General features: G+C 70.4%; 23 protein-coding genes and 1 tRNA gene. 18 read left to right on the top strand and 6 right to left on the bottom strand.

From position 1 onward, the window contains the following. The first annotated feature begins 40 nt into the window (after positions 1-40). Genes AC4GY7_RS15180 through AC4GY7_RS15130 form a run of 11 tightly spaced genes read left to right on the top strand, consistent with a single transcriptional unit; the run spans position 41 to position 10,830 of the window. Entirely contained in the window at positions 41-1,957 is a 1,917-nt protein-coding gene (locus AC4GY7_RS15180) for a TonB-dependent receptor plug domain-containing protein (protein WP_491115613.1), read from the top strand. After that, positions 1,957-2,937, top strand: coding sequence for an aminotransferase class I/II-fold pyridoxal phosphate-dependent enzyme (locus AC4GY7_RS15175; RefSeq protein ID WP_491115611.1), 981 nt, complete (start codon positions 1,957-1,959; stop codon positions 2,935-2,937). Before AC4GY7_RS15180 ends, AC4GY7_RS15175 begins: the two co-directional genes overlap by 1 nt. Beyond that, positions 2,934-3,545: a cob(I)yrinic acid a,c-diamide adenosyltransferase gene (gene cobO / locus AC4GY7_RS15170; RefSeq protein WP_491115609.1), complete on the top strand. Its 612-nt coding sequence runs from the start codon at positions 2,934-2,936 to the stop codon at positions 3,543-3,545. Before AC4GY7_RS15175 ends, cobO begins: the two co-directional genes overlap by 4 nt. Beyond that, entirely contained in the window at positions 3,545-4,354 is an 810-nt protein-coding gene (locus tag AC4GY7_RS15165) for an ABC transporter substrate-binding protein (RefSeq protein WP_491115607.1), read from the top strand. Before cobO ends, AC4GY7_RS15165 begins: the two co-directional genes overlap by 1 nt. Then, on the top strand, positions 4,351-5,313 hold the full coding sequence (locus tag AC4GY7_RS15160) for a FecCD family ABC transporter permease (protein WP_491115605.1): 963 nt from the start codon (positions 4,351-4,353) through the stop codon (positions 5,311-5,313). Before AC4GY7_RS15165 ends, AC4GY7_RS15160 begins: the two co-directional genes overlap by 4 nt. Further along, positions 5,310-6,080: an ABC transporter ATP-binding protein gene (locus AC4GY7_RS15155; protein ID WP_491115604.1), complete on the top strand. Its 771-nt coding sequence runs from the start codon at positions 5,310-5,312 to the stop codon at positions 6,078-6,080. The genes AC4GY7_RS15160 and AC4GY7_RS15155 overlap by 4 nt, the downstream gene beginning before the upstream one ends. Then, positions 6,077-6,988: an adenosylcobinamide-phosphate synthase CbiB gene (gene cbiB, locus AC4GY7_RS15150; protein WP_491115602.1), complete on the top strand. Its 912-nt coding sequence runs from the start codon at positions 6,077-6,079 to the stop codon at positions 6,986-6,988. The genes AC4GY7_RS15155 and cbiB overlap by 4 nt, the downstream gene beginning before the upstream one ends. Then, entirely contained in the window at positions 6,976-8,436 is a 1,461-nt protein-coding gene (locus AC4GY7_RS15145; protein ID WP_491115600.1) for a cobyric acid synthase, read from the top strand. Before cbiB ends, AC4GY7_RS15145 begins: the two co-directional genes overlap by 13 nt. Further along, positions 8,433-9,449: a nicotinate-nucleotide--dimethylbenzimidazole phosphoribosyltransferase gene (gene cobT, locus AC4GY7_RS15140; protein ID WP_491115598.1), complete on the top strand. Its 1,017-nt coding sequence runs from the start codon at positions 8,433-8,435 to the stop codon at positions 9,447-9,449. Before AC4GY7_RS15145 ends, cobT begins: the two co-directional genes overlap by 4 nt. Then, complete coding sequence (locus AC4GY7_RS15135) at positions 9,446-10,222, top strand: adenosylcobinamide-GDP ribazoletransferase (protein ID WP_491115596.1); 777 nt, start codon at positions 9,446-9,448, stop codon at positions 10,220-10,222. Before cobT ends, AC4GY7_RS15135 begins: the two co-directional genes overlap by 4 nt. Further along, positions 10,219-10,830: a histidine phosphatase family protein gene (locus AC4GY7_RS15130; protein ID WP_491115594.1), complete on the top strand. Its 612-nt coding sequence runs from the start codon at positions 10,219-10,221 to the stop codon at positions 10,828-10,830. Before AC4GY7_RS15135 ends, AC4GY7_RS15130 begins: the two co-directional genes overlap by 4 nt. On the opposite strand, the gene AC4GY7_RS15125 is transcribed toward AC4GY7_RS15130, so the two are convergent. Continuing rightward, entirely contained in the window at positions 10,764-11,933 is a 1,170-nt protein-coding gene (locus tag AC4GY7_RS15125) for a phospholipase D-like domain-containing protein (protein WP_491115592.1), read from the bottom strand. The genes AC4GY7_RS15130 and AC4GY7_RS15125 overlap by 67 nt on opposite strands. A gap of 115 nt (positions 11,934-12,048) precedes the next feature. Between AC4GY7_RS15125 and rpoZ the strand changes: the two genes are divergently transcribed. Then, positions 12,049-12,393 carry a DNA-directed RNA polymerase subunit omega gene (gene rpoZ / locus AC4GY7_RS15120; RefSeq protein ID WP_443585427.1) on the top strand — a complete coding sequence of 115 codons (345 nt, stop codon included), beginning with the start codon at positions 12,049-12,051 and terminating at the stop codon, positions 12,391-12,393. A gap of 392 nt (positions 12,394-12,785) precedes the next feature. On the opposite strand, the gene AC4GY7_RS15115 is transcribed toward rpoZ, so the two are convergent. Together AC4GY7_RS15115 and AC4GY7_RS15110 are read right to left on the bottom strand one after the other, a co-directional pair. Next, positions 12,786-13,466, bottom strand: a complete 681-nt coding sequence (locus AC4GY7_RS15115; protein WP_491115590.1) for an RlmE family RNA methyltransferase — start codon at positions 13,464-13,466, stop codon at positions 12,786-12,788. After that, positions 13,463-14,506, bottom strand: a complete 1,044-nt coding sequence (locus AC4GY7_RS15110; protein WP_491115588.1) for a Ppx/GppA phosphatase family protein — start codon at positions 14,504-14,506, stop codon at positions 13,463-13,465. Before AC4GY7_RS15110 ends, AC4GY7_RS15115 begins: the two co-directional genes overlap by 4 nt. Before the next feature lie 155 nt (positions 14,507-14,661). On the opposite strand from AC4GY7_RS15110, the gene AC4GY7_RS15105 reads away from it, so the two are divergent. Continuing rightward, positions 14,662-14,735: transfer RNA gene (locus AC4GY7_RS15105), tRNA-Gln, on the top strand. Positions 14,736-14,784: 49 nt separating this feature from the next. On the opposite strand, the gene AC4GY7_RS15100 is transcribed toward AC4GY7_RS15105, so the two are convergent. The 3 genes from AC4GY7_RS15100 to AC4GY7_RS15090 all read right to left on the bottom strand — a co-directional run bounded on the left by AC4GY7_RS15100 (position 14,785) and on the right by AC4GY7_RS15090 (position 19,742). Beyond that, entirely contained in the window at positions 14,785-16,929 is a 2,145-nt protein-coding gene (locus tag AC4GY7_RS15100) for a TonB-dependent siderophore receptor (RefSeq protein WP_491115586.1), read from the bottom strand. Positions 16,930-17,407: 478 nt separating this feature from the next. Next, positions 17,408-17,797 carry a response regulator gene (locus AC4GY7_RS15095; protein ID WP_491115584.1) on the bottom strand — a complete coding sequence of 130 codons (390 nt, stop codon included), beginning with the start codon at positions 17,795-17,797 and terminating at the stop codon, positions 17,408-17,410. A gap of 19 nt (positions 17,798-17,816) precedes the next feature. Beyond that, the gene (locus AC4GY7_RS15090) at positions 17,817-19,742 is read right to left on the bottom strand and encodes a PAS domain-containing sensor histidine kinase (protein ID WP_491115582.1); all 1,926 of its coding nucleotides are present in this window, start codon (positions 19,740-19,742) and stop codon (positions 17,817-17,819) included. Between the two features lie 295 nt (positions 19,743-20,037). Between AC4GY7_RS15090 and fucP the strand changes: the two genes are divergently transcribed. The 5 genes from fucP to AC4GY7_RS15065 are packed head-to-tail and all read left to right on the top strand — an operon-like array spanning position 20,038 to position 24,625. Further along, positions 20,038-21,342, top strand: a complete 1,305-nt coding sequence (gene fucP / locus AC4GY7_RS15085) for an L-fucose:H+ symporter permease (protein ID WP_491115580.1) — start codon at positions 20,038-20,040, stop codon at positions 21,340-21,342. Next, positions 21,342-22,073, top strand: coding sequence for an SDR family oxidoreductase (locus AC4GY7_RS15080; protein ID WP_491115741.1), 732 nt, complete (start codon positions 21,342-21,344; stop codon positions 22,071-22,073). The genes fucP and AC4GY7_RS15080 overlap by 1 nt, the downstream gene beginning before the upstream one ends. 4 nt (positions 22,074-22,077) lie before the next feature. Further along, positions 22,078-23,112 carry an aldo/keto reductase gene (locus AC4GY7_RS15075; protein WP_491115578.1) on the top strand — a complete coding sequence of 345 codons (1,035 nt, stop codon included), beginning with the start codon at positions 22,078-22,080 and terminating at the stop codon, positions 23,110-23,112. Beyond that, positions 23,109-23,408 carry a UxaA family hydrolase gene (locus AC4GY7_RS15070; RefSeq protein WP_491115576.1) on the top strand — a complete coding sequence of 100 codons (300 nt, stop codon included), beginning with the start codon at positions 23,109-23,111 and terminating at the stop codon, positions 23,406-23,408. Before AC4GY7_RS15075 ends, AC4GY7_RS15070 begins: the two co-directional genes overlap by 4 nt. A 5-nt stretch (positions 23,409-23,413) precedes the next feature. After that, positions 23,414-24,625 carry a UxaA family hydrolase gene (locus tag AC4GY7_RS15065; protein ID WP_491115739.1) on the top strand — a complete coding sequence of 404 codons (1,212 nt, stop codon included), beginning with the start codon at positions 23,414-23,416 and terminating at the stop codon, positions 24,623-24,625. Positions 24,626-24,632: the final 7 nt, after the last annotated feature.

Genomic DNA, 24,632 nt, shown 5'->3' with positions numbered 1-24,632 from the left:
GTCGCGTCCCCGTTGTTGAACGACGACGAGGGAAACCATCGTGACGAAATACGCCTATCTGATCCTGCTGCCGTGCATCGCGGCGGCGACGCCCGCATTCGCGCAAAGCGCGCAATCCACCACCGGCCTCGAACAGGCGGCCGATGCCGGCAGCGACATCCTGGTCACCGCCAACCGCGCCGCGCGGCCTGCCGATACCGTCGGCCAGTCCGTGACGGTGCTCGACACGCAGACGATCGAACAACGCCAGGCGGTGGTCGTCTCCGACCTGCTCCGTCAGACGCCGGGCGTCACCGTGACGCGCAACGGCGGCGTCGGCACCGCGACCTCGGTCAACATCCGCGGTGCGGAAAGCGACCAGACGGTGGCGCTGATCGACGGCATCAAGCTGAACGATCCCTCCTCGCCCGGTGGCGGCTTCAACTTCGGCAACCTGCTCATCGGCAACATCGCGCGCATCGAGGTGCTGCGCGGCGCCCAGTCGGTGTTGTGGGGCAGCCAGGCGATCGGCGGCGTCGTCAACCTCATCACCCGCCAGCCGACCGAACAGCTGAGCGTCAACGCCCGCGCCGAAGGCGGCTGGCACGAGACGGGGCAGGGCTTCGCCAACGTGTCGGGCAAGGCCGGTCCCGTCTCGGCCAGCCTCGGCGGCGGCTATTACACCACGGACGGCATCTCCGCCTATGCGCCGGGCACGGAGCGCGACGGCTATCGCAACTATGCCGCCAACGGCAGCCTCGGCATCGCGCTCGCATCGGCGGTATCGGTCGATCTGCGCGGTTTCTACTCGAACGGCCGCACCGATATCGACGGTTTCGGTCGGGACAGCCGCGAATATGGCGACAGCGAGCAATGGACGGGCTACGCCGGCCTCAACGCCGCGCTGTTCGACGGCCGCCTGCGCAACCGCTTCGGCTATGCGCACACCGACAGCAACCGCCGCAACTTCGACCCCGACGGTACGCCGCAGGAAACCTTCTACGGCAAGGGGCGCAACGACCGCATCGAATATCAGGGCACGGCCGACGTCACCTCCGCGGTGTTCGCGACCTTCGGTGCCGAGCGCGAGGTGTCGCGCTTCACCACCACGAGCTACGGCGGTCCGCAGACACGCGGCCGGGCGCGCATCTTCAGCGTCTATGGCCAGCTGGCGGTGACGCCGGTCGCCGGGCTGACCGCGACGGGCGGCATCCGTCACGACGACCACAACATCTTCGGCGGCGCCACCACCGTGTCGGCGAGCGGCGTCTGGTCGCCCAACGGCGGCGCCACCGCCTTCCGCGCGAGCTATTCGGAAGGGTTCAAGGCGCCGACGCTCTACCAGTTGCAGAGCGAATACGGCAACGCGCTGCTCGACCCGGAACGCTCGCACGGCTGGGAGGCGGGCGTGACGCAGAAGGCGCTGGGCGGCGCGGTCGAGGCGAGCGCGACCTATTTCCGGCGGACCTCGTTCGACCTCGTCACCTTCGTCTCGTGCGCCCCGCCGCTCACCGGCATCTGCGCCGGACGGCCGTTCGGCACCTATGACAACGTCGCGCGTGCGCTGGCGCAGGGTGTCGAGGCGACGCTGCTGCTGCGCCCGGTCGAGGCGCTGACCTTCAGCGCCAGCTACACCTATCTCGACGCCAGGAACCGCTCGACCGGCACCGCCAACTTCAACCGCGCCCTGCCGCGGCGACCGGACAACAGCGTCACGGTGAACGCCGATTACCGCTGGCCGTTCGGCCTAACCACGGGCGCGACGATCACCGCGGTCGGCGACAGCTTCGACAACGCCTCCAATGCGCGCCGCCTCGACGGCTACGTCATCACCGACGTGCGCGCCGCCTTCCCGGTCGGCCGCCATGTGGAAGTGTACGGGCGTATCGAGAATGCCTTCAACGAACGCTATCAGACGATCTATCAATATGGGCAGCCGGGGCGCGGTGCCTTTGGCGGCATCCGGCTGACCTATTGATGATCGACGCATCCGTCCTCGCCACCTTCACCGCCCATGGCGGACGGGTGGCGGCGGCGCGCGCGGCTTTCGGCGGCGAGAACTGGATCGACCTGTCGACCGGCATCGCGCCGTGGAGCTGGCCGGCCGAGACGGTGCAGCCGGCGCTCGACCGGCTGCCCGAACCGGATGAGCTCGCCGCGCTGGAAGCGGCGGCGGCACAGGCATTCGGCGTTGCCGATTCCGCATGCGTGGTGGCGGTGCCGGGCACCGACCTCGCGATGCGGCTGCTGGCGCCTTTGCTGGGTGCAACCTGTGCTGCCGTGCTGACGCCGGGCTATGCCGGTCACGCCGCGGCGTGGCCGCATGCGACCGCGATCCCGCACGTCACGCCGGACGCGGTCGCTGGTTGCGACCTCATCGTGCTCGCCAGCCCCGCCAATCCCGATGGCCGCGTCACCGATCCGGCACTGTTGCGCACGCTGGCGCGCGACAGGATCGTGGTGGTGGACGAAGCCTATGCCGATCCCGAACCGGGGCTCGCCGCGCAGGCGTCGGACCGGCTGGTGGTGCTGCGCTCGTTCGGCAAATTCTATGGCCTGCCCGGATTGCGGCTGGGCTTCGTCATCGCCGGCCGAACCGTTGCGGACCGGTTGCGCGCGATGCTGGGCGATTGGCCCGTCACCGCGCCCGCCATCGCGATCGGCACCGCCGCCTATCGCGACGCCGCCTGGCGCGCCAGGCAGCAGGCGCGGATCGTGGAGGCGGGCGCGATGCTCGACCGCCTGCTCGGCGATGCAGGGTTGACGATCGTCGGCAGCGCGTCGTTGTTCCGGCTGGTCGCACACCCACGCGCGCACGACCTGTTTGCGGCACTGGCGCGGCATGCCATCCTGACCCGTCCCTTCGCCGACGCGCCCGACCAGCTGCGCATCGGCCTGCCACGCGGTGCCGCCGCGCTCGCCCGTCTCGCCGCTGCCCTGGAGTCGTTTTCCCGATGACCGATACGCCCGACGAACACGCCCGCCACAACGCCCGCATGGCGCGCCTTGCCGCCGCCCGTGCCAAGATGCAGGCGCGTCGCACGCTCGAACGCGGGCTGCTGATCGTCCACACCGGCAACGGCAAGGGCAAATCCTCCTCCGCCTTCGGCATGGCGATCAGGAGCATCGGCTGGGGGCTGAAGGTCGCCATCCTGCAATACGTCAAGGGCAAGTGGGAAACCGGCGAACGCACCTTTTTCGAGGCGCACCCCGACCTCGCGACCTTCGAGGTGATGGGAGAGGGCTTCACCTGGGACACGCAGGATCGCGCGCGCGACATCGCCGCCGCGCGTGCCGCGTGGGAACGGTCCAAGGCGATGATCCTCGATCCCGCGTTCGATTTCGTCATCCTCGACGAACTCAACATCGTGCTGCGTGACGACACGCTGCCGATCGACGAGGTGGTGGCGTTCCTGAAGGAGCGGCCGCTCACCAAGCACATCTGCATCACCGGCCGCGGCGCCAAGCCCGCGCTGCTCGAGATCGCCGACCTGGTCACCGACTTCACCGAGGTGAAGCACCCCTACCATGCCGGGTTCAAGGCGCAGAAGGGGGTCGAATATTGATGCGCCGCCTGCTCGCTCTTGCCGCGCTGCCCTTGCTCTCCGCCGCGCCGCCGCAGCCGCACCTGCCGCGGATCGTGTCGATCAACCCATGTATCGACGCCGTGCTGATGCAGGTCGCCGATCCCGAGCAGATCGCCGGCATCAGCCACTATTCGCAAGACCCACGCGCGACCTCAATCCCGCTTGCCCAGGCGCGCCGCTTTCGCGCCACGTCGGGCACCGCCGAGGAGGTGGTGGCACTCGCCCCCGACATGGTCATCACCGGCCCGCACGTCGAACCGGCGACGATCGCCGCGCTGCAACGGATGCATATCAAGCTGGTGCAATATCCGGTGCCGGATACGGTCGCCGACAGCGAGGCGCAGGTGCGCGACATCGCGCGGATCGCCGGCCACCCCGCCCGCGGCGAGGATCTGGCCGATCGCATCGCGGCGGCCGCCACTCCGGTGCGGGGGGCACGCGTGCCGGCGCTGATCTGGCAATCGGGAGGACTGGTGCCGGGCGGCGGCACTTTGCCCGACGACCTGCTGACCCGCGCCGGCTTCCGCAACATGAGCGCCACCTATGGCCTCAAGAAATGGGACGTGCTGCCGCTCGAATATCTGATCGCCACGCCGCCGCGCGTGCTGCTGTCGGTAGGCGCGGCCGAAGTCGGCGAGGACCGGCTGACCTCGCACCCGGCAGTGCGGGCGCTGGGGCAGCGGATCAGGATCGCGCCCTATCCCGCCCGGCTGATGAACTGCGGCGGCCCGACGATCATCGCGGCGATGGCGCGGCTGCGCCAGGTGCGCAAAGGAATGGGAGCATGACCCGGCTCAATCTTTCGCTCGTCGTCCTGCTGCTGCTCGCCGCCGCGCTGTCGGTCGCGGCGGGCAAGGTGTGGGTGCCGTGGGATGCCTGGACCGCCGCCGACCCGCGCTCGATCATCATCGTCGAACTGCGCCTGCCACGTACCGCGCTGGCGCTGCTGGTCGGTGCCGCGCTCGGCCTGTCGGGGGCGGTGATGCAGGGCTATCTGCGGAATCCGCTGGCCGATCCGGGCCTGTTCGGCGTGTCGTCGGGCGCGGCGCTGGGGGCGGTGCTGTCGCTCTATTTCGGCTATGCGGCGCAGGCCTGGCTGCTGCCCGGCTTCGCGCTTGCCGGTGCCGCCGCGACGATGGCGCTGCTCGCCGTGATCGCCGGCCGATCGGGCAGCCTCATCCTCTTCACCCTCGCCGGCATGATCCTCACCAGCATCACCGGCTCGCTGACCGCGCTCGCGATCAGCCTTGCGCCGACGCCGTTCGTCGCATCGCAGATCGTCACCTGGCTGATGGGCGCGCTGACCGATCGCAGCTGGAACGATGTCGAGGTCGCCCTGCCGCTGATGGCGGTGGGGGCGGTGCTGCTCGGCACCACGGGGCGCTCGCTCGATGCGCTGACGCTGGGCGAACCGGCGGCGCGGTCGATGGGCGTCGATCCGGGCCGCCTGCAAGGCGTGGTGATCGCCGGCATCGCGCTGACCGTCGGCGCGGCGGTCGCGGCGGCGGGCGTGGTCGGCTTCGTCGGGCTGATGGTGCCGCATCTGGTCCGCCCGCTCGCCGGCAGCCGGCCCTCGGCGATCCTGCTGCCCTCCGCCTTGGCCGGCGCGCTGCTGGTGACGATCGCCGATAGCCTGGTGCGGATCGCGCCGACGGTCAGCGAGTTGCGGCTCGGCATCGCCATGTCGATGCTCGGCGGCCCCTTCTTCTTCTATCTGCTGATCGCCATGCGCCGGAGGCTCGCATGAGCGTGCTCGCCGCCGAAGGCCTGTGCCTGTCGCTCGGCGGCAGGCCGGTGCTCGACGACGTCAGCTTCGCCTTCCGGCGCGGGCGGGTGACGGCGCTGCTCGGGCCGAACGGCGCGGGCAAGAGCACGCTGCTCGGCTGCCTCGCCGGGCTGCGCGCACCCGATGGCGGGCGGGCGACGCTGGATGGCGCAGAGGTGCGCGGGCTGGATCGGCGTGCGCGCGGGCGGGCGATCGGCCTGCTGCCGCAAGCCGCCGACGTCCATTGGGACATCGACGTCGCGACCCTGGTCGGCCTCGGCCGCCTGCCGCATCGGGGCCGCTGGGGCGAAACCGATGCCGATCGCGCCGCGGTGGCGCAGGCGCTCGCGGCGACGGACATGACGGCGCTAGCGAGCCGCGGTGTCGAGCGCCTGTCCGGCGGCGAGCGCGGTCGGGCGCTGCTGGCGCGCGTGCTGGCGGGCGAGCCCGACTGGCTGCTCGCCGACGAACCGCTCGCCAGCCTCGACCCCGCGCACCAGCTCGACGTGGCCGACCGGCTGCGCGCCGTCGCGGCGGCGGGTGGCGGAGTCGTGCTGGTGCTGCACGACCTCAACCTCGCCGCGCGCATCGCCGACGATGCGGTGCTGATGCGCGATGGCCGCGTCGTCGCGGCGGGCGCGGCGGCGGAGGTGCTGACCGCGCCGCGCATCGCCGAGGCCTATGGCGTCGCGGTGGAGATCGGCGTCACCCCGGCGGGGCAGCGCTTCATCCTGCCGCTGGCGCGGTGAGCCATGCCGCGCCGCTGCTCGCCATGCTGATCGCGGAGGCTGCACTCGGCTATCCGCGGGCGTGGCCGCATCCGGTGATGGCCGTCGGCGCGCTGATCGCGGCAGGGGAGCGCGGCTGGAACCACGGCGGCGCGTGGCGGCAGCGGAGCGGGGGCGTGGCGCTGCTGCTGCTGCTGGTCGCGCTGTCGGTCGGGGTCGGCCTGGCGATCGAACGCTTGGCGGGCGACGGCTGGGGGCCGATCGCCATCGTCGCGATCGGCACCACCGGCCTGGCCCAGCGCAGCCTCCACGATCATGTCGCCGCCGTGCTGGTGCCGCTCGCGCGCGGCGACCTCCCGGCAGCACGCGCGGCGGTGGCGATGATCGTCGGGCGCGATACCGAGGCGCTGGACGAGGCGGGCGTCGCCACCGCCGCGATCGAGAGCCTGGCGGAAAGCTTTTGCGACGGCGTCGTCGCCCCCGCTTTCTGGTTCCTCGTCGCCGGCCTGCCGGGGCTGTTCGCGGCCAAGGCGATCAATACCGCCGATTCGATGATCGGCCACCGGACGGCGCGCCTCCTCCGCTTCGGCTGGGCGGCGGCGCGCGCCGACGACCTCGTCAACTGGCTGCCGGCGCGCCTGTCGGGCGTGCTGATCTGCTGCGCCGGGCGGCGCGGGTGGCGGACGATGCTGCGCGATGCGCCGCATCACGCCTCGCCCAACGGCGGCTGGCCGGAGGCGGCGATGGCGGGGGCGCTCGGTCGGCGGCTGGGCGGCCCGGTATGCTACGATGGCGAGCCGGCGCCGCGCGCGATCCTCGGCACCGGCGCCGCGCCCGATGCTGCGGACCTCGCCCGCGCCCTGCGGGTCTATCGCATCGCCTGCCTCCTGCTGTGGTGCCTGGTCGGAGCGCTCGCATGGCTGGGGTGATGCTGCAGGGCACGGGATCGGACGTCGGCAAGTCGGTGCTCGTCGCCGGCTTGTGCCGCGCACTCGCCAACCGCGGCCTGACCGTCCGCCCGTTCAAGGCGCAGAACATGTCGAACAACGCCGCCGTGGCGGCGGGCGGCGGCGAGATCGGTCGGGCGCAGGCGTTGCAGGCGATGGCTGCGCGCGTCGCCCCCGGCGTCGACATGAACCCCGTCCTGCTCAAGCCGCAGAGCGACCGCACCGCGCAGCTGGTCGTCGCCGGCCGCGTGCGCGGCACGCTGGCGGCGGGCGACTACCGCCGCCGCAAACCCGAATTGCTCGCCGAGGTGCTCGCCGCCTATCGCCGCCTGTCGCATGCCGCCGATATCGTCGTGGTCGAAGGCGCCGGCTCGCCGGCCGAGATCAACCTGCGCGCCGGCGACATCGCCAACATGGGCTTCGCGCGCGCAGCGGGCGTGCCGGTGGTGCTGATCGGCGATATCGATCGCGGCGGCGTGATCGCATCGCTGGTCGGCACCCATGCCGTCCTCGATCCCGAGGATGCGGCAATGATCCGCGGGTTCGTGGTCAACAAGTTCCGCGGCGATCTCAGCCTGTTCGACGACGGCCTCGCCGCGATCACCGCCCGGACCGGCTGGCCGAGCCTCGGCGTTGTCCCCTGGCTGGCCGATGCGGCGCGACTGCCGGCTGAGGATGCAGTGGCGCTTGGGCGTGACGGCGGGACGGGTGCCGGGCCGCTGATCGCGGTGCCGATGCTGTCGCGCATCGCCAATTTCGATGACATGGATGCGCTCGCCCACGAACCCGGCGTGCGCCTCATGATGATCCCGCCGGGCCAGCCGCTGCCCGGCGACGCGGCGCTCGTCATCCTGCCGGGGACCAAGGCAACGATCCCCGACCTCGCCTTCTTCCGCGCGCAGGGCTGGGATGGCGATCTTGCCGCGCACGTCCGCCGCGGCGGACGCGTGCTCGGCATCTGCGGCGGTTACCAGATGCTCGGCCGCACGATCGCCGACCCGCTGGGGCTGGAGGGACCGGCCGGGACGGTCGCCGGGCTCGGCCTGTTGCCGGTCGATACCGTCCTTACCGCAGCCAAGCAGACGCGCGCGGTGACCGGCCGCCTCGCCGCCTCCGGTGCGCGCATCGCCGGCTACGAAATCCACGCCGGTGTCACCACCGTTGCAGACGGCGCTGCGCCGTGGCTGCATCTCGACGACGGGCGCGTCGACGGCACGTCGGTGGACGATGGACGGATCGCCGGCTGCTACCTCCACGGCCTGTTCGACCGGGCGGAGGCCCGCGCGGCGCTGGTCGCGGAACTCGGCGCGGCATCGGACGGGCTCGATCGCGTCACGGTGATCGACGCCGCGCTCGACGCCATCGCCGCGACATTGGACCGCGTGGTCGATATCGATGCGTTGATCGCGCTCGCCGGGGAAGCCGCATGACCGAAGACGACATCTGGACGCATCTCGACGCCCTCGCCAAGCCGCGGCGCAGCCTCGGCCGACTGGAGGCGCTGGCGGTGCGACTTGCCCTGACGCAGCAACGGCTCGATCCGCGCACCCGCCCGCGCCGCCTCGTGCTGTTCGCGGGCGATCACGGCTGCGTCGCCGACGGCGTGTCGGCCTGGCCGTCCGATGTGACCGGGCTGATGGTCGCGACCATCCTCGCCGGCCGCGCCACCAGCAACGCCCTGGCGGCGGCGCACGGTTGCGACCTGCGGCTGGTCGATGTCGGCGTCGCCGCCCCGGCACCCGCCGATCCGCCTGCCTTCTACCGATCGGCGCGGATAGCGCCGGGTACCGCCAGTCTCGCGCATGGGCCTGCCATGGATGCAGCCGGCTTCGATGCCGCCTGGGGGATCGGCGCGGACGAGGCGGAGCGCGCGGTCGACGATGGGGCCGCCGTACTGATCGCCGGCGAGATGGGGATCGGCAACACCACCCCCGCCGCGGCGCTGACCGCGCTGCTGGCCGGTGCTCCTGCGGCAGAGGCGGTCGGCAGCGGCGCCGGTGCGGATGCGACCGTCATGGCGACCAAGTCGCGCATCGTCGCGGCCGCGGTCGCGCGCACGCGTCCGTTGCTCGATCACGATCCCCGCGCCGCCATCGCCGCCGTGGCGGGTTACGAGATCGCGGCGATGGCCGGCTTCTTCGCCCGTGGAGCCGCACGCGGCGCGACGCTGCTGCTCGATGGCTATGTCGCGACCGCCGGAGCGCTGATCGCCGAACGGCTGGCGCCCGGCACCGCACGCGCGGTGATCGCCGGCCATTGTTCTGCCGAGCCGGGGCATGGCGCCGCCCTGGCGCATCTCGGGCTCGCGCCGCTGCTCGACTGGGGTATGCGGCTGGGGGAGGGGAGCGGCGCGCTGGTGGCGCTGCCCCTGCTCGATGCCGCCGCGGCGCTGCTCGGCGATGTCGCGCGGCTCGATGCGATCGGCGCGGATCGACGCGATTGAGCCTGCGTGCGCCGCTCTGGGCGCCGCCGCTGCTGGCGGTGCAGTTCCTCACCCGGCTGCCGGTGCCGTGGCTCGACCGGCTGTCGGCGGAGGCGGCGCGCGACGGCCTGTCGCGCGCGATGGCGTGGTTTCCATTGGTCGGCGCCGGTATCGGCGTCGTCACCGCTACCATCTTCGCTGTCGCCGGTCTGCTGTGGCCGCCTTTGGTCGCCGCACTGCTGGCGCTGGTGGTGGAGGCGCTGCTCACCGGCGCATTCCATGAGGATGCGGTTGCCGACTTCTGCGATGCGTTCGGCGGCACCGCGCGCGGCGCGGATGCGCTGCGCATCATGCGCGACAGCCGGATCGGCAGCTATGGCACATCGGGGCTGGTGCTCGCTGTCGGCGTGCGGCTCACCGCGATCGTCGCGCTGCCGCCCGCATGGGCCTTCGTTGGCATCGTCGCCGCCGCGAGCATGGGGCGATTATGGGCGGTGCTGCTCGCCGCGCTGGTGCCGCCGCCGGCGGACGGGGAGGGGCTTGCGGCGCGGATCGGCAGCGGCCTGCCGCGCGCACGGGTGGCGCTCGCCGTAGGCCTGACGCTGCCCGGCGTGCTGCCGTTGCTCTGGCTGCGGCCGATGGCGCTGGTGGCGAGCGCGATGATCGGCGCCGTCTTCCTCCTCTGGCTCGCCCGGTTCCTGCGCGCCCGGATCGGCGGCAGCACCGGCGATTGCCTGGGTTTCGCCGCCTATATGGGGCAATTGACGGTGCTGCTCGCCACGGCGGCCGCATGACCGCACGGGTCCTGCTCGTCCGCCACCCGCCGGTGGCTAAAGCCTGGGCGGGGCGCTGCTACGGCCGATCGGAGATGGGCTGGAGCCGCGCCGGCACCGCGCTGGCGCGCACGCTCGCGGTCGCGCTCGCTGCGCAGGCGCCGGCGTGCATCGTCCATTCCGGCGCCCGGCGCACGCGGCAGCTGGCGGATCGGGTCGCCGCCCTGGTCGGCTGCCCGATCGCGGCCGATCCACGCTGGCTCGAACGCGATTTCGGGACGTGGGAGGGGCGAAGCTGGGATGCGATCTGGCGCGAGACCGGCGACCTGATGGATGGCATGATGACCGATCCCGCGGGTTTCCGTCCCGGCGGCGGCGAAACCGGCGCCGATCTGGCCGCCCGCGTCCAGGCGGCGTGGCAGGCGCTGCCCACGGCAGGCGACACGCTGGTCGTCGCCCATGGCGGCCCGATCGCGGCGATCCGCACCTGGCTGGCCGGGGAACCGCTGGATCGCATGGTGGCACACATCCCGCAGTTGGGCGAGGTGGTGGTGCTGCCCCGTCAGTCGTCGATGCCGAAATTCAATCCGCGCGACACGCTGGGATCGACGACCGCGATCAGCAGGTAGGCGAAGAACTGCCGCACCCGCTGCACCGGGCCGGTATGCGCCTTGTACCACGCCTTGGTGACGGGCTGCGACCGCGCGATCTCACCCTCCACATAGCCGCGGACATGGTCGGCGAAGGCGCGGTCCTGCACGCGGAACATCAGTTCGAGGTTGATGAACAGGCTGCGCATGTCGAAATTCGCCGAACCGACATGCACCGCATCGTCGATCACGTACAATTTCGTGTGCAGCTTGGTCGGCTGGTATTCGAACAACTGCACGCCCTTGCGCAGCAGCCCGGCATAGGTGAAGCGCGCCGCCGCGATCGTCGCATTGTTGTCCGACTTGGCGGCGGTCACCACCCGCACCTTGGCGCGCCGCCGCCCGGCCCTGTCCAGCCGGCGCAGGATCGTCGGCGACGGCGTGAAATAGGCGGCGATGATGTCGATCCGCTTGCCGCGCTTCAGGTCGTCGCGCACCGCCCGCGCCCAGGGCGACAGCCGCCGCGTCGGCCCGCCGATCAGCCAGCGCGTCGCGCCCTTGCTCTCGCTCCACCGTGCCAGCGCCTTGTTCAGCGGGCGGACGCGGCCCTTGGGGCTCTGCAACCAATCGTGCAGCGCGTCGAAATAGCCCGCCAGCCGACCCGCCGCCGGCCCTTCGATCAGCAGGCCGAGGTCGCGCCACGCTTGCTCGGCCGGCGTGCCGAAATAATCGTCCTCGACGTTGAAGCCGCCGACGATGATCCGCTGCCCCTCGGCGCCGGCATCCGACAGCGCCAGCTTCTGGTGGTTGCGCAGCAGGTAGCGCCGCCCGAATCGCGGCGAGAAGCGGCACACCGAGACGCCCGCCGTGCGCAGGGGGGCGTAGAAATCCTCGTCCGTCTCGCTGCCGAACCCGTCGACGATCAGCGCCACCGCCACGCCGCGCTCCGCCGCCGCGATCAGCGCGGCGTTGACGCGCCGGCCGGTCGCATCGTCGGCGTAGATGTAATAGAGGATGCGCAGGCTTTCGCTCGCGCCTTCGATCAGGGCGAGCAGTGCATCGAGTCGCCGCGGCCCGGTGTCGAGCAGCGTCAGCCGATTGCCGTCGACATCGAAGGTCGGCTGGGTGGCGGGCGCGTCCATCGGCGATGCTGTGGGGGCTGGGCCGGCGCCGCACAAGCCGATTTTCTTGACTTGGCCGCTGTCCACGCTTAGGTCCCCGCCTTCACTGCATCGGTATTTGCGAAGGAAAGCGTCCATGGCGCGCGTAACTGTCGAGGATTGCGTCGACAAGATCCCCAACCGCTTCGACCTGGTCCTGTTCGCCGCGCAGCGCGCGCGTCAGATCTCGGGCGGTGCGGAACTCCTGCTCGATCGCGATCGCGACAAGAACCCGGTCGTGGCGCTGCGCGAGATCGCCGACGAGCTGGTCCGGCCGGACAATCTGGAAGAGGCGGTGGTGAACAGCCTGCAGCGCGTCCAGATCGACGACGATGATGAAGTCGATGCCGTCGGTTCGCTGTCGGCCTCGGCCGAAGCACTGCGCCTGACCGCCGCCGCGCCGCCGCGCAACCAGAATTTGGGCGCCGATTACGACGGCTAAGCATGAGGCAGCGGATCAGCGTGGCTGATCCGCGGTCGCCGAATGCCGGCCAGTGGGCTGCCAAGCCCGACTGACGACGCGGCTTCGCCGCGTCGTTTGCGTTTGGATAATCCTCCCTCGCTTTAGCGGGGGAGGGGGACCGTTCGCCGAGGCGAATGGTGGAGGGGGCGGTTCCGCGAGCACCACGCTGATGCCTGGTCTGCTCTTCCGCCAGCATTGTGGGTAACCCCACAGCGAGTAGCGATCGCCACCGTCATCCCGGCGAACGCCGGGACCCATGGATTCGCACGGCCTTTGAGGTGCGGAAGGACGGCCGCGTACCCGCCGCGGCAAAGCCGCGTCGTCAGTCGTCGCGTGCCGCGACGCTGGCCGGGGTAGGTCCGCGGCGCGGATCAGCCCTGCTGATCCGCTGACCTGCCCTTGAACCCCTGCGCCACCACGAACCATTCCACCGATCCCTTGCGGCTCGATGGCGGCTTGGCGTGCTTCACGCTGGCGAAGTTGCGCTTCATCTCCGCCACCAGCTGCGCATCCGCACCCCCGGCGAAGACCTTGGCGACGAAGGTGCCGCCCTTCTCCAGCACGTCCACCGCGAACGCGAGCGCCGTCTCGACCAGCGCCATCGTCCGCAGCGCGTCGGTCTGCGGATGGCCGACGGTGTTGGCGGCCATGTCGGACAGCACGAGGTCCGGCGCGCCGCCCAGCGCCTCCATCAGCGCATCGGGCGCGGCATCGTCCATGAAGTCCATCTGGAAGATCGTCACGCCATCGATCGGGTCGACCGGCAGCAGGTCGATGCCGACCACGCTCGCCTTGGGGATGCGGCGCCGGATCACCTGGCTCCAGCCGCCCGGCGCGATGCCGAGGTCGACGACGCGCCGCTTGCCCTGGATGATGCCGAACCGCTCGTCGAGTTCGAGCAATTTATAGGCCGCGCGGCTGCGATAGCCCTCCGCCTTCGCCCGCTTGACGTACGGATCGTTCAGCTGGCGCTCCAGCCAGCGCGTCGATTGCGCGGTGCGGCCGCGGGCCGTCTTCACCCGCGTGCGCAGGCCTCCACCATCACGGCTCACGGTCGGGGACTCCCCATCAAGCGTCGCAGGATGCCCTCGCGGATGCCGCGATCGGCGATGCCCAGCCGTTCGGCGGGCCACAGGTCCAGGATCGTCTCCAGGATCGCGCAGCCGGCCACCACCAGATCGGCGCGCTCGGTGCCGATGCAGGCGAGCTGCGCCCGCTCGCGCACCGATTTGCGCGACAGGTCGGTGCTGATCCGCCGCATCGCATCCGCCGGCACGATCAGCCCGTCGACCTGCGTCCGGTCGTAGTGGCTGAGGCCCAGGTGCACGCTGCCGAGCGTCGTCACCGTGCCGCTGGTGCCCAGCAGCCGCGGCCGGGCGACGTTGCGCGGCAGCCGCGCGGCGAAGCCGGCGAAGCTGTCGGCGACGATGGCCCGCATCCGTTCATAGGCGGCGAGCCTGCCGTCCTCGCCCTCGCCGCCCCCGGCGCTTTCGGTCAGCGACACGACGCCCCAGGGCGACGAATGCCAGTCGAGCACCCGCGGCATCGTGCCGCGCGCGGTGTCGATCAGTACCAGCTCGGTCGATCCGCCACCGATGTCGAAGATCAGCGCCGGGTCGTCGCCCGGCTCGATCAGCGCATGGCAGCCGAGCACCGCCAGCCGCGCCTCTTCCTCGGCGGAGATGATGTCGAGGTGGATGCCCGTCTCTTCATAGGCGCGGGCGATGAAGTCCGGGCCGTTGCTGGCGCGGCGGCAGGCCTCGGTCGCCACCGAGCGGGCGAGCGTGACGTTGCGCCGCTTCAGCTTGTCGGCACAGACGCGCAGGGCGGCGATCGTCCGCTCGATCGCGGCGTCGCTCAGCCGCCCGGTCGCCGCCAGGCCTTCGCCCAGCCGGACGATTCGCGAAAAGGCATCGACGACCGCGAAGCCGTCGCCCTGCGGCCGCGCGATCAGCAGCCGGCAATTGTTGGTGCCGAGGTCCAGCGCGGCGAATGCCTGCGCATCGGACCAGCGACCGCGCTGCGGCCGCATCGGCGCCGGACGGGCAGGGGGCTCCTGCCGGTACGGCGTTCGGGCGGATCGATCCCCCATAGCCGTGGTGACTTTCTCTGTTCTGTTCTGCCGTCGCGGGACGATACCCGCTCGGTGCTTGCCCCCTAGGTAGCGTGGACCGGGCCGTGCGACAAGCCGAGGTGCGAATCGCGTTGACAGCCCCCGCGCCCCCGCCTAGATGCGCGCCCTCCTGTTGCCCCGTCGTCTAAAGGTAAGACTACGGACTCTGACTCCGTCAATTGAGGTTCGAATCCTCACGGGGCATCCAGGCTCTCCTTTTCCTGCATCAAGCCAGCAGATCGCCGTTCCCGCGCGCGTCAGAAGCGCGCGCGCAGGCCGATCGTGCCGGTGCGCGGTGCGCCCGGCTGCACCCACACGGGCACGTAGCTGTTGGCATACCAATGTTTGTCGAACAGGTTGGTGACGGCGCCGAACAGCTGGAGCCGCGGCGTCAGGTCGAACTGGCCGAAGACGCGGACCAGCGTGTACGCGGGCAACGTGAAGGCCGTGCCCGTCTCGCCGTTCCGCCGGCCGACATATTGCACGCCGCCGCCCAGCAGTGCGCCCCGCGTACCGAACGTCAGGTGCTTGGCCGCCTGCACGTTGAGATTGTGGTCGGGAATGTTGATGAGCGGATCGCCCGGCTTGATCTCGAACGAGAAATTGGGGTCGAGCACCCGCGACCGCGCCTCGGCATCGGTATAGGCATAGCTCAGGAGCAGGTCGATGCCGCCGGGCAGCCGCCCGTTCAGGTCCAGCTCGACGCCGCGGCTGCGCGCCTTGCCGATCGCAACCGCGAAGCCGGGGTTGAGCGTGTCGGTGGCGAGCACGTTGGACTTGTCGAGCTGGTAGAGGGACAGCGTGCCGGTCAGCCGCCCGCCCAACGCGGTGAGCTTCGCACCCGCCTCGATCGACCGGCTCGTCTCCGGCGCGAACACGGCGCCCGCCGCATCGGCGCCGATGTTGGCGCGATAGCCCTCGCCATAGGTCGCATAGAGCGATACGGGCGTGCTCAGCGCATAGACCACGCCTGCCTGCGGGCTGAACCGGCCGTTCCGGCGGCGGCCCAGCGTCTTCAGCAGGCGATCGTCGACGCGCAGCAGGATATCGTCGTAGCGGCCGCCGACACGCAGCTGCAGCCGCCCCGTCACGCTGATCTGGTCCTGCACATAGGCGCCGGCGGTGCGCTGCACGTCGAGCCGGTCGAACATCGGCGTGGTGACCGGTGGCGGGAAACGGCCGTACACCGGGTCGTCGAGGTCGAGCACATAGCCGGCGCGGTCGGTCGTCGTCGCCGTCACCACCGGCCCGCGATAGCGGGTGAACAGCTGGTCGGTGTCGAAATAGTCGAAGTCGCCGCCGACCAGCAGGCGGTGGCGCAGCCCCGCCGTCTCGAACTCGCCCGACACCTCCGCGCGCAATACGCTATGTTCGGACGTGTAGCGGCGCGAGCGGCGCTGGCGCGACAGCGAATGGCCGTCGACGTACAGCTTCTGCCGCGCGCGTGCGGTTTCGGCGTCGGAGGAAAAGCTGTTCAGCCGCGTGTCGCGATGGCTGGCGCCGACCAGCAGGCTCCAGCGATCGTTGAAATCGTGCTGGAGGCGCAACTGGTGGCCGATGGCGCGGGTCACGGTGTCGCCGTCGCCCGGCTCGCCCAGGAAGCGCGAGCGCGGCACGGTGCGGAAATCGTTGTTGAGCACCACGATGCCGCGATCGAACGGCACGGCGACATGCGTCCACTCGAAATCATAGGTCAGCCGGGTCGCCTTGCCGAGGCCGAGGCCGAACGAGGGCAGCAGGCCCCAGCGCGTCTGGTGCACCATGTCGCGAAAGGTGTCGCCCTCTTCGGCATAGCCGATCAGCCGCGCCGTCAGGTTGCCGGTCAGCGCCAGATTGGCATCGCCCTCCGCCCGCACGGTGCCGAAGCTGCGATATTGCAGCGCCGCCGTGCCGAAGGTGCGGCCGAGCTGCGCCTGCTTGGTCACGAGGTTGATCGAACCGCCCGTCTCGCCGCGCCCCAGCACCGCCGCCGACGGCCCCTTCAGCACCTCGATCCGCTCGATCCCCGCCACGTCGCGCTGCCCGCCGAAGCCGCGACCGGCGGTGAAGCCGTTGACCAGATAGCCGCTCGGCAGGTTCTCGTCCCCGGCGAAGCCGCGCACCGAGAAGCTGTCCCACAGGCCGCCGAGCGTGTTCTGGCGATTGACCGAGGCGTTGAGGTCGAGCGCATCGGTCAGGCGCAGGATGGTGTTTTCCTCGATCACCCGGTCGTCGATCGTCGCGATCGCCTGCGGGATCTCACGCAGGGCAAAGGTGCCCCGGTACGACTGGCGGACGCCGGTGACCGTGATCTCCTCGCGCTCGTCTTCGGGATGGCCGTCCTCGGCCAATTGCGCCGGTGCCGGCGAGCAGGTGAGCGCTACGGCGAAGGGAACGGCGGCGACCCGCGAAGCGGCGCGCATGGCATGACGCAAAACGATATATCCTCACTCAAACCGCCGGCGGTCGTGCCGGGCAGGGAATGGCCGCGCCTATGCATGTGATGTTGTAACCTCGTCAATACGGCCGATCCGGACGAGGACCCGCCACGCACCGCGCGACGCCCGGCGCCGCGGGTATGCCAGAGCTGATCGACATCCAATCCCGCCCCTGGCGTGGGAGGATTAAGAGGATCCCTCATCTTGGATGTCGATCGGGCCTGGCGCCTTGGTGGCAGGGCTATCGCCTGTGGGCGATCTGGTCTGTTATCTTCAATCCTCTGTCATGCCGGGCTTGGTCCGGCATCCACCGTGCCGCACACCCATACGCTATGGGTTTTGCGGCACGGTGGACCTCGGAACGAGTCCGGGGTGACGAAGGATGCCGGGTTGGCATGCGCCTTCACCCGCAGCCGGCAGCCGTCCTCCCCCTGGCGGGGGAAGGATTGCATGTCGATTGGTCTTAGCCGGGCAGGTGCCCCGCCATGCGGCGCATCGCCGCGACGACGGCGGCCCGGTTGATCGGCTTGGGGTGGAATTCCGCGCGTACCGGCAGGTCGAGGTCCGCTTCGTGGAAACCCGCGGCGGTCAGCACGATCTCGATCGGCGGCCAGCGGCGGCGGATGGCGGCGGCGACTTCGATGCCGCGCACGCCGCGTGGCATGTCGAGGTCCATGTAGACGATGCGGATATCGGTGCGCCGTTCCAGGATGCCTATCGCCTCCTCGATGCTCATCGCCTCCACCGCCTCGAAACCGGCGCGCTCGACCATGTCGATGACATCGACGCGCAGCACCGGCTCATCCTCGATGATGAGCACCGGCAGGCGCGATATCGACTGTGACTGACCCATCCTTCGTGGCTCTTCCGCGTCAGGCCTGCTGCACCTGATCCAGGCGCGCGCTCATCTCGACCGACAAACCATCGGTATCATAGCATTGCTTAACGCCCCCTGAGCCGATCAGGCCCATGCGGATGATCCGCGAGCCGAAGCCGCGGCGGGTCGGTTCGGTCGCCGGCGGCCCGCCGCGCTCCCGCCAGCGCATGGCGAGCACGGCCTGATCCCCGTCGCCCTGCACGGCCCAGTCGATCGCGACATGCCCTTCGGCGACGCTCAGCGCGCCATATTTGGCGGCGTTGGTGGCGAGCTCATGCAGCAGCAGCGACAGCGACATCGCCGCGCGCGAGCTGATCCAGAGGTCGGGGCCCTCCAGCCGCACCCGCTCGCTGGCGAAGCTCGCCAGCGCCGCGCGCATCACGTCGGCCAGCGTGGCGGCGGACCAGCTGCGGGTCAGCAATACGTCGTGGGCGGAGGACAGCGCCTTCAGGCGGCTGCCGAATTCCTCCACCGCCGCATCGTCCGCCTTGCCGGCCAGCGTCTGCATCGCGATCGCCTGCACGACGCTCAGCGTGTTCTTGATGCGATGCGACAGCTCGCCGTTCAGGATCTCTTGCTGCTCCACCGCGCGCAGCCGCTCCACCGCGCTGCGCAGGCGGTAGGCGACGTCGCGGATGAACTGCTGTTCCTCCTCCGTCCATTCGCGCGGGGAGGCGCTGCTGACGTAGAGGAGCGCCACGAAGCTGCCGCGCTCGATCACCGGCGTGTTGATGAAGGCACGGGCGCTGCGCGCCTCCAGCGCCTCGGCATGGTCGCGCGTGCGCGCATCGTGCCGGCAATCGCCGACCACCACCGTCTGCCCGGCCTTCAGATCGTCGACATAGCAGCCGAAATCGCGGAACCGGACCGTGCCGGCGAGCGAAACGGCATCGGTGGCCGTCCAGTCGCGCTCCACCGTGATCGTCTCCGCCGCGGCATCGACATCGCCATAGCCGACTAGGTCCGCGCCCAATGCCTCGCCCAGCACCGCACTGGCGGCAAGCGCCATCGCCTCGACCGACGTTTCGTGCTGCAGCCGGTCGCTCAACGCCAGCATCGCCGCCTGCCGGCGCTCGCGCAGGACGCGATCGGTCACCTCGGTGAAGATGATGGTGAAGCGATCGTCGCCGGCAGGCTGTGCGACGCCATCGTACCACCGGCCGAGCGTGCCGACCTGGCGGGTGAAGCGCAGCGATGCCCCGGCATCCGCGACCTGCGCGATCTCGTCCACCCATGCATCCTCGATGCCGGGAAACACCGCGCGGATCGTGCGTCCCACCGCGCCACCGCGCGGGATGCCGACCAGATCGTACCAGGCGTCGTTGACCTCGTCGTAGCGCCAGTCGACGATCCGCCCCGTGGCATCGCGGACGACCTCGCCCAGGATGAAGCCTTCCGCCAGCGTCTCGAACAGGCGGCGCCACTTGGCCTCGTTGCGGCGGAGGCCGGCGACCGCCTCGTCGCGCCCGCGCTCGGCCAGCACGGCGCCGGTCGTCTCCAGCGTGACGTTGAGCAGCCCGGCGACCTCACCGCTTTCGTCCCGGACGGGCGAATAGGAGAAGGTCCACCACGTCTCCTCCGGATAGCCGTTGCGCGTCATCACCAGCGGCATGTTCTGGAAGGTCGCGGTGTCTCCGCGGAAGGTCGCATCGACGAGCGGGGCGATCTCCGCCCACACATCCGCCCAGACATCCTCGAAGCGGGCGCCGAACGCGGTCGGATGGCGGGCGCCCAGCATGGGGGCATAGGCATGGTTGTAGAGGAAGGTGCGATCGGGACCCCAGGCCAGGCACATCGCGTGGCCCGATGCCATCATCACGTCGATGGCGGTGCGTAGGCTCTGCGGCCACGTCTCGCGCGGGCCAAGCGGCGTCGCGCTCCAGTCGTGCGTGCACAGCTGCTCGGCCAACGGCTGATCCACCCCCCTGTCGTCGCTGCGTTGAACCGCGTCTGTCTCTGTCGTCATCGTCGGCTGGATTGGCTGGATCGATCGGCCGGGCAGTGCCAGCGCAGGCTAACTGCCTATAGCAGAACGCAGCTTTGCGAAAGGTGCTGCCCGGTCCGTGACCGTACGCAGTGACGGGGCGTGGCGCGGGCACACCACGCCGCTTGTCATCCCAGGCGTTGGCCCATAGGCTTGCATCCATAAAAGATAACTCTCATGGAGAACGGATGGTGAGCATGCGTGCGATCGAGCGGCCCGGGGTGCGGCACTGATGGCGGCGTTCGGCGCGCCGGCGCCCGACCTTACCGTGGCGACAACCGCCGGGCAGCCGCGCGACACGCGCCGCTACCTGCCGGCGCTGGTCATCACCGTGTGCCTGTTCTTCCTGTGGGGGATGGCCAACAACCTCAACGACATCCTGATCGCGCAATTCCGCAAGGCTTTCGCGCTCAGCGATTTCGGGACCAGCTTCGTCCAGCAGGTCTTCTACCTCGGCTATTTCCTGCTCGCGGTGCCGGCGTCGCTGGTGATGCGGCGCTATGGCTACAAGGCGTCGATCGTGCTCGGGCTGCTGCTCTACGGCACGGGCGCCTTGCTCTTCTATCCGGCGGCGGCGGCGAGCCTGTACCAGCTGTTCCTGCTCGGGCTGTTCGTGATCGCGGCGGGGCTCGCCTTTCTCGAAACCTCGGCCAACCCGCTGATGACCGAGATCGGCGATCCGGCCGGCGCGGCGCGGCGCTTGAACTGGGCGCAGGCGGCCAATCCGCTGGGCGCGATCACCGGCATCCTGATCGGCCGCAACTTCATCCTGTCGGGCATCGAGCATGACGAGCGCGCGCTCGCGACGATGGGCACGGCGGCGCGCGAGGCCTTCTACCGCGCCGAGGTGCAGGCGATCGCCGGACCCTATGTGGGCATCGCGGCGGTCGTGTTCCTGTTCGCGGTCGCCGCGGCGCTGGTGCCGTTTCCGGCGGGCACCGTGGCGAGCGATGCCGGGCAGCCGGCGGGTCGCTTCGCCGACGTGTTTCGCCGGCCGCGGCTGATCGCGGCGGTGGTCGCGCAATTCTTCTACGTCGGCGCGCAGGTGGGGGTGTGGAGCTATACCATCCGCTACGCGCAGGCGAATGCCGGCATGGGCGAACGCTCGGGCGCCGATGCGCTGTTCCTGTCGCTGGTGCTGTTCGCGAGCGGCCGCTTCCTCGGCAGCCTGCTGATGACGCGCATCGCGCCGGTGCGCCTGCTGACGCTGTTCGCCGGTGTGGCGCTGGTGCTGACCGCGCTTGCGGGCATCGGCGGCGGCTGGTGGGGCTTGGCCGCGCTGGTTGCGGCGAGCTTCTTCATGTCGATCCAGTTCCCGACGATCTTCGCGCTGGGCATGGAGGGGCTGGGGCCGCTCCGCCGGGCGGGCGCCTCGCTGATCGTCATGGCGATCATCGGCGGCGCTGGCCTCACCGCGCTGATGGGTCTGGTGTCCGACCAGGCCGGGATCACGACGGCGATGCTGGTGCCGGCGGCGAGTTTTGCGGTGGTAATGGTGTTCGCGCTGACCGCAGCGCGGCATAAGGAGCAGAAATGATGGGTCGACTGAACGGCAAGCGCGCAATCGTGACCGGCGCTGGCCAGGGCATCGGGCGCGCCGCCGCCGAACTCTTCGTGCGCGAGGGTGCAGAGCTGATCGCAGTGGATCGCAACGCCGACGCACTGTCGACGCTGTCGGGCTGCACCACGCGCGTGCTCGACCTTACCGATACCGCCGCGATCGCCGCGTTTGGTGCCGAGGCAGGCCGCGTCGACGTGCTGTTCAACTGCGCCGGCTATGTCGATGCCGGCGACCTGCTGGCGACCGCGGATGCCGGCTACCGCCTGTCCTTCGACCTCAACGTCCATGCCATCACCCATCTGCTGACGGCGTTGCTGCCGGCGATGATCGCGGGCGGCGGCGGCTCGATCGTCAACATGGCGTCGGTGGCGGGGCCGGTGATCGGCGTCGGCAACCGCTACGCCTATTGCGCATCCAAGGCGGCGGTGGCGGGGATCACTCGCTCCGTCGCGGTCGATTACGTCGGGCAGGGCATCCGCTGCAACGCGATCTGCCCGGGCACCGTCCAGTCGCCCAGCCTCGACGAACGCATGGCCGCGACCGGCGATGCCGATGCCGCGCGCGCCGCCTTCGTCGCGCGCCAGCCGATGGGACGTCTCGGTTCGGCCGAGGAGATCGCCGCGCTGGCGCTCTACCTCGCCTCCGACGAAAGCGCCTACACCACGGGCCAGCTGCACGTCATCGACGGCGGCTGGAGCATGGCCTGATCCCATGGCAACGATCCCCACGCGCGCCATCGGCACCACCGGCCTTGCCGTTCCCGAACTGGGCTTCGGCGCCGCCTCGCTCGGCAACCTCTACCAGCCCGTGTCCGACGCGGATGCGCGCGCGACGCTGGATGCGGCGCTCGATGCGGGGCTGCGCTACATCGACACCGCGCCGCATTACGGGCGGGGCCTCAGCGAACGGCGCGTCGGCGATGCGCTGCGGCTGGTGCCGGACGTCGTCGTCTCGACCAAGGTCGGGCGGCTGATGGATCCCGATCCCAGCGTCACCGACGATGCGGAGCGCGACGGCTTCCGCTCGCCGATGCCGTTCCGCATGCGCTACGACTACACCCACGACGGTATCCTGCGCAGCCACGAACACAGCCTGCAACGGCTCGGCCTCGCGCACGTCGACATCCTCTACGTCCATGACATCGGCGGGCTGGTGCATGGCGCGGAGGCCGGCCGCTATTGGGAGCAACTGACCACCGGCGGCGGCTTGCGCGCGCTCGAGCGGTTGCGCGAGGAGGGGACGATCCGCGCCTTCGGCCTCGGCGTCAACGAGATCGCGGTGTGCCTGGATGCGATGCGCGAGGCACGGCTCGACGTGATCCTGCTCGCCGGGCGCTACACCCTGCTCGAACAGCATGCGCTCGATGCGTTGCTGCCGGCCTGTGCCGATGCCGGCACCTCGATCGTCGTCGGCGGCCCCTATAACAGCGGCATCCTCGCGACGGGCACGAAGCGCGGCGGCCCGCTGCATTACGATTACGGCCCGCCGCCCGAGGATATCGTCGCCCGCGTGCGCGGCATCGAGGCGGTGGCCGATCGCCATGGCGTGACGCTGCCCGCCGCGGCGCTCCAGTTCGTGCTGGCGCATCCCCAGGTGGCGAGCGTCATTCCCGGCCTCGGCAACCCGCAACGCGTCGCGCAGACCGTCGATCTGTATCGCGAGTCCGTCCCGGCGGACTTCTGGGCGGAGCTGCGCCACGAACGGCTGGTGCGCGAGGATGCGCCGCTGCCCGGAGACGTCGGATGAGCGCCGCTGCGATCCGCCTCAGCCCCAGCGACAATGTCGTCGTCTGCTGCCGCACGGTCGAGCCCGGCGAGCGGTTCGAGGTCGATGGCCACCCGCTCGCGGTCGCCGAGCGCGTGGCGCTGGGCCACAAGCTCGCGCTGCTGCCGCTGGCGGCGGGCGACAAGGTGCTGAAATACGGCATGCCGATCGGATCGATGACCGCCCCTGTTCCGGCGGGCGGCTGGGTCCATATGCATAACATGAAGAGCGACTACATGCCCGCGCACCTGCGTGACGCGGCGGGAGATCATTCGTGACCGATATGTACACCGGCTGGCAGGCGTGGCTGCGTCCCGACGGACGCAAGGGCATCCGCGACGCGATCGTCGTCGTCTATCTCGTCGAATGCGCGCATCACGTCGCGCGGCGGATCGTCGACCGCATCGACGATCCGCGCGTGCAGCTGATCGGCTTTCCCGGCTGCTATCCCAACGATTACGCGCTGGCGATGATGAAGGCGCTGACCACGCATCCCAACGTCGGCGGCGTCGTGCTGCTGTCGTTGGGCTGCGAAAGCTTCAACCGCGAGGCGCTCGCCGCCAATGCGCGCGAGCAGGGGCGCCCGGTCGAGACGGTGGTGATCCAGCAGGCGGGCGGCACCCGCGGTGCGATGGAGGCGGGGATCGCTGCCGTCGAGCGGGTCCGCGCCGCCGCCGACGCGCAGGCGGTGCGCGTGCCGATGCATATGTCCGAACTGGTCGTCGGCACCATCTGCGGCGGCTCCGACGGCACCAGCGGCATCACCGGCAACCCGGCGGTCGGCCGTGCCTTCGACACGCTGGTGGATGCCGGCAGCATCTGCATCTTCGAGGAGACGGGCGAGATGATCGGCTGCGAAGGCCATATGGCCGAACGCGCCGCCAGTCCCGCCGTCGCCGAGGCGCTGATCGCCTCCGTCGCCCAGGCCGAGGATTATTACCGCGCGATGGGTTACGGCAGCTTCGCACCGGGCAATGCCGAGGGCGGCCTCACCAGCCAGGAGGAAAAATCCGCCGGCGCCTACGCCAAGTCGGGCAGCCGCGCGATCAACGGCGTCATCCTGCCCGCCGAGCAGGCGCCGGGGCCGGGCCTCTACCTTCTCGACGTGGTGCCGCCGGGCGCGCCGAAATTCGGCTTCCCCAATATCGTCGACAGCGCCGAGATCGGCGAGCTGATCGCGTGCGGCGCGCACATCAACCTGTTCGTCACGGGGCGCGGATCGGTGATCGGCTCCGCCATCTCGCCGGTCATCAAGGTCTGCGCCAATCCGGAAACCTATGACCGGATGGCCGAGGACATGGACGTCAACGCCGGCCGCATCCTCCACGGCGCGGCGACGCTGGACGAAGTCGGTGCCGAGATCGTCGGCCTGATCCAGGCCGTGGCCGGTGGCGCGCAAACCAAGTCGGAGGCGCTGGGCCATCAGGAATTCGTCCTGACCTACAAGGCGAGCGGACCCCCCGCGGGGCCCGCCTGCCTGCCACGCGCGGCATAGGGCAGCA

The sequence above is a fragment of the Sphingomonas sp. SP5 genome (genome assembly GCF_058313455.1).
This window is presented reverse-complemented; position numbering and strand designations above follow the sequence as displayed.